General features: G+C 50.0%; 1 tRNA gene and 3 rRNA genes. All 4 read left to right on the top strand.

The features are described from left to right. Positions 1-48 precede the first annotated feature (48 nt). The 4 genes from JQ843_RS03695 to rrf all read left to right on the top strand — a co-directional run bounded on the left by JQ843_RS03695 (position 49) and on the right by rrf (position 4,937). Positions 49-1,595, top strand: a 16S ribosomal RNA gene (locus tag JQ843_RS03695). Between the two features lie 51 nt (positions 1,596-1,646). After that, positions 1,647-1,719: transfer RNA gene (locus JQ843_RS03690), tRNA-Ala, on the top strand. Positions 1,720-1,843: 124 nt separating this feature from the next. Then, positions 1,844-4,745: ribosomal RNA gene (locus JQ843_RS03685) — 23S ribosomal RNA — on the top strand. A gap of 76 nt (positions 4,746-4,821) precedes the next feature. After that, positions 4,822-4,937, top strand: a 5S ribosomal RNA gene (gene rrf, locus JQ843_RS03680). Together the 16S, 23S and 5S rRNA genes with 1 tRNA gene alongside form the textbook arrangement of a ribosomal RNA operon. The last annotated feature ends 4 nt before the right edge of the window (positions 4,938-4,941 follow it).

Raw genomic sequence — 4,941 nt, 5'->3', positions numbered from 1 at the left:
AAAAAACAATAAATCTGTCAGTGACAGAAATGAGTGAGAACTCAAACTTTTAATGAGAGTTTGATCCTGGCTCAGGACGAACGCTGGCGGCGTGCCTAATACATGCAAGTAGAACGCTGAAGGAGGAGCTTGCTTCTCCGGATGAGTTGCGAACGGGTGAGTAACGCGTAGGTAACCTGCCTGGTAGCGGGGGATAACTATTGGAAACGATAGCTAATACCGCATAAGAGTAGATGTTGCATGACATTTGCTTAAAAGGTGCAATTGCATCACTACCAGATGGACCTGCGTTGTATTAGCTAGTTGGTGGGGTAACGGCTCACCAAGGCGACGATACATAGCCGACCTGAGAGGGTGATCGGCCACACTGGGACTGAGACACGGCCCAGACTCCTACGGGAGGCAGCAGTAGGGAATCTTCGGCAATGGACGGAAGTCTGACCGAGCAACGCCGCGTGAGTGAAGAAGGTTTTCGGATCGTAAAGCTCTGTTGTAAGAGAAGAACGAGTGTGAGAGTGGAAAGTTCACACTGTGACGGTATCTTACCAGAAAGGGACGGCTAACTACGTGCCAGCAGCCGCGGTAATACGTAGGTCCCGAGCGTTGTCCGGATTTATTGGGCGTAAAGCGAGCGCAGGCGGTTAGATAAGTCTGAAGTTAAAGGCTGTGGCTTAACCATAGTACGCTTTGGAAACTGTTTAACTTGAGTGCAAGAGGGGAGAGTGGAATTCCATGTGTAGCGGTGAAATGCGTAGATATATGGAGGAACACCGGTGGCGAAAGCGGCTCTCTGGCTTGTAACTGACGCTGAGGCTCGAAAGCGTGGGGAGCAAACAGGATTAGATACCCTGGTAGTCCACGCCGTAAACGATGAGTGCTAGGTGTTAGACCCTTTCCGGGGTTTAGTGCCGCAGCTAACGCATTAAGCACTCCGCCTGGGGAGTACGACCGCAAGGTTGAAACTCAAAGGAATTGACGGGGGCCCGCACAAGCGGTGGAGCATGTGGTTTAATTCGAAGCAACGCGAAGAACCTTACCAGGTCTTGACATCCCTCTGACCGCTCTAGAGATAGAGTTTTCCTTCGGGACAGAGGTGACAGGTGGTGCATGGTTGTCGTCAGCTCGTGTCGTGAGATGTTGGGTTAAGTCCCGCAACGAGCGCAACCCCTATTGTTAGTTGCCATCATTCAGTTGGGCACTCTAGCGAGACTGCCGGTAATAAACCGGAGGAAGGTGGGGATGACGTCAAATCATCATGCCCCTTATGACCTGGGCTACACACGTGCTACAATGGCTGGTACAACGAGTCGCAAGCCGGTGACGGCAAGCTAATCTCTTAAAGCCAGTCTCAGTTCGGATTGTAGGCTGCAACTCGCCTACATGAAGTCGGAATCGCTAGTAATCGCGGATCAGCACGCCGCGGTGAATACGTTCCCGGGCCTTGTACACACCGCCCGTCACACCACGAGAGTTTGTAACACCCGAAGTCGGTGAGGTAACCTTTTAGGAGCCAGCCGCCTAAGGTGGGATAGATGATTGGGGTGAAGTCGTAACAAGGTAGCCGTATCGGAAGGTGCGGCTGGATCACCTCCTTTCTAAGGATAAGGAACTGCGCATTGGTCTTGTTTAGTCTTGAGAGGTCTTGTGGGGCCTTAGCTCAGCTGGGAGAGCGCCTGCTTTGCACGCAGGAGGTCAGCGGTTCGATCCCGCTAGGCTCCATTGGTGAGAGATCACCAAGTAATGCACATTGAAAATTGAATATCTATATCAAATAGTAACAAGAAAATAAACCGAAAACGCTGTAGTATTAATAAGAGTTTATGACTGAAAGGTCAAAAAATAAGGTTAAGTTAATAAGGGCGCACGGTGGATGCCTTGGCACTAGGAGCCGAAGAAGGACGTGACAAACGACGATATGCCTTGGGTAGCTGTAAGTAAGCGATGATCCAGGGATTTCCGAATGGGGGAACCCAACAGGTACTACCTGTTACCCGCATCTGTTAAGGATGTGAGGAGGAAGACGCAGTGAACTGAAACATCTAAGTAGCTGCAGGAAGAGAAAGCAAAAGCGATTGCCTTAGTAGCGGCGAGCGAAACGGCAGGAGGGCAAACCGAAGAGTTTACTCTTCGGGGTTGTAGGACTGCAATGTGGACTCAAAGATTATAGAAGAATGATTTGGGAAGATCAGCCAAAGAGAGTAATAGCCTCGTATTTAAAATAGTCTTTGTACCTAGCAGTATCCTGAGTACGGCGGGACACGTGAAATCCCGTCGGAATCTGGGAGGACCATCTCCCAACCCTAAATACTCCCTAGTGACCGATAGTGAACCAGTACCGTGAGGGAAAGGTGAAAAGCACCCCGGGAGGGGAGTGAAATAGAACCTGAAACCGTGTGCCTACAACAAGTTCGAGCCCGTTAATGGGTGAGAGCGTGCCTTTTGTAGAATGAACCGGCGAGTTACGTTATGATGCGAGGTTAAGTTGAAGAGACGGAGCCGTAGGGAAACCGAGTCTGAATAGGGCGAATTAGTATCATGACGTAGACCCGAAACCATGTGACCTACCCATGAGCAGGTTGAAGGTGCGGTAAGACGCACTGGAGGACCGAACCAGGGCACGTTGAAAAGTGCTTGGATGACTTGTGGGTAGCGGAGAAATTCCAAACGAACTTGGAGATAGCTGGTTCTCTCCGAAATAGCTTTAGGGCTAGCGTCGACATTAGAGATTCTTGGAGGTAGAGCACTGTTTGGGTGAGGGGTCCATCCCGGATTACCAATCTCAGATAAACTCCGAATGCCAATGAATTATGGTCGGCAGTCAGACTGCGAGTGCTAAGATCCGTAGTCGAAAGGGAAACAGCCCAGACCACCAGCTAAGGTCCCAAAATAATTGTTAAGTGGAAAAGGATGTGGGGTTGCACAGACAACTAGGATGTTAGCTTAGAAGCAGCTATTCATTCAAAGAGTGCGTAATAGCTCACTAGTCGAGTGACCCTGCGCCGAAAATGTACCGGGGCTAAAACAATTTACCGAAGCTGTGGATACCTTTATAGGTATGGTAGGAGAGCGTTCTATGTGTGATGAAGGTGTACCGTGAGGAGTGCTGGAACGCATAGAAGTGAGAATGCCGGTATGAGTAGCGAAAGACAGGTGAGAATCCTGTCCACCGTAAGACTAAGGTTTCCAGGGGAAGGCTCGTCCGCCCTGGGTTAGTCGGGACCTAAGGAGAGACCGAAAGGTGTATCCGATGGACAACAGGTTGATATTCCTGTACTAGAGTATGTAGTGATGGAGGGACGCAGTAGGCTAACTAAAGCAGACGATTGGAAGTGTCTGTCTAAGCAGTGAGGTGTGATATGAGTCAAATGCTTATATCTATAACATTGAGCTGTGATGGGGAGCGAAGTTTAGTAGCGAAGTTAGTGACGTCACACTGCCAAGAAAAGCTTCTAGCGTTTAAACATACTCTACCCGTACCGCAAACCGACACAGGTAGTCGAGGCGAGTAGCCTCAGGTGAGCGAGAGAACTCTCGTTAAGGAACTCGGCAAAATGACCCCGTAACTTCGGGAGAAGGGGTGCTGGCTTTAAGTCAGCCGCAGTGAATAGGCCCAAGCAACTGTTTATCAAAAACACAGCTCTCTGCTAAATCGTAAGATGATGTATAGGGGGTGACGCCTGCCCGGTGCTGGAAGGTTAAGAGGAGTGCTTAGCGTAAGCGAAGGTATGAATTGAAGCCCCAGTAAACGGCGGCCGTAACTATAACGGTCCTAAGGTAGCGAAATTCCTTGTCGGGTAAGTTCCGACCCGCACGAAAGGCGTAATGATTTGGGCACTGTCTCAACGAGAGACTCGGTGAAATTTTAGTACCTGTGAAGATGCAGGTTACCCGCGACAGGACGGAAAGACCCCATGGAGCTTTACTGCAGTTTGATATTGAGTGTCTGTACCACATGTACAGGATAGGTAGGAGTCTATGAGATCGGGACGCCAGTTTCGAAGGAGACGTTGTTGGGATACTACCCTTGTGTTATGGCCACTCTAACCCGGATAGGTGATCCCTATCGGAGACAGTGTCTGACGGGCAGTTTGACTGGGGCGGTCGCCTCCTAAAAGGTAACGGAGGCGCCCAAAGGTTCCCTCAGAATGGTTGGAAATCATTCGCAGAGTGTAAAGGTATAAGGGAGCTTGACTGCGAGAGCTACAACTCGAGCAGGGACGAAAGTCGGGCTTAGTGATCCGGTGGTTCCGTATGGAAGGGCCATCGCTCAACGGATAAAAGCTACCCTGGGGATAACAGGCTTATCTCCCCCAAGAGTTCACATCGACGGGGAGGTTTGGCACCTCGATGTCGGCTCGTCGCATCCTGGGGCTGTAGTCGGTCCCAAGGGTTGGGCTGTTCGCCCATTAAAGCGGCACGCGAGCTGGGTTCAGAACGTCGTGAGACAGTTCGGTCCCTATCCGTCGCGGGCGTAGGAAATTTGAGAGGATCTGCTCCTAGTACGAGAGGACCAGAGTGGACTTACCGCTGGTGTACCAGTTGTCTTGCCAAAGGCATCGCTGGGTAGCTATGTAGGGAAGGGATAAACGCTGAAAGCATCTAAGTGTGAAACCCACCTCAAGATGAGATTTCCCATGATTTTATATCAGTAAGAGCCCTGAGAGATGATCAGGTAGATAGGTTAGAAGTGGAAGTGTGGCGACACATGTAGCGGACTAATACTAATAGCTCGAGGACTTATCCAAAGTAACTGAGAATATGAAAGCGAACGGTTTTCTTGGTTTGAATAGATATTCAATTTTGAGTAGGTATTACTCAGAGTTAAGTGACGATAGCCTAGGAGATACACCTGTACCCATGCCGAACACAGAAGTTAAGCCCTAGAACGCCGGAAGTAGTTGGGGGTTGCCCCCTGTGAGATATGGAAGTCGCTTAGCTCTA

Origin of the sequence: Streptococcus mitis (assembly GCF_905187495.1) — a bacterium.
Taxonomy (GTDB): Bacteria; Bacillota; Bacilli; order Lactobacillales; family Streptococcaceae; genus Streptococcus; species Streptococcus mitis_CU.
This window is presented reverse-complemented; position numbering and strand designations above follow the sequence as displayed.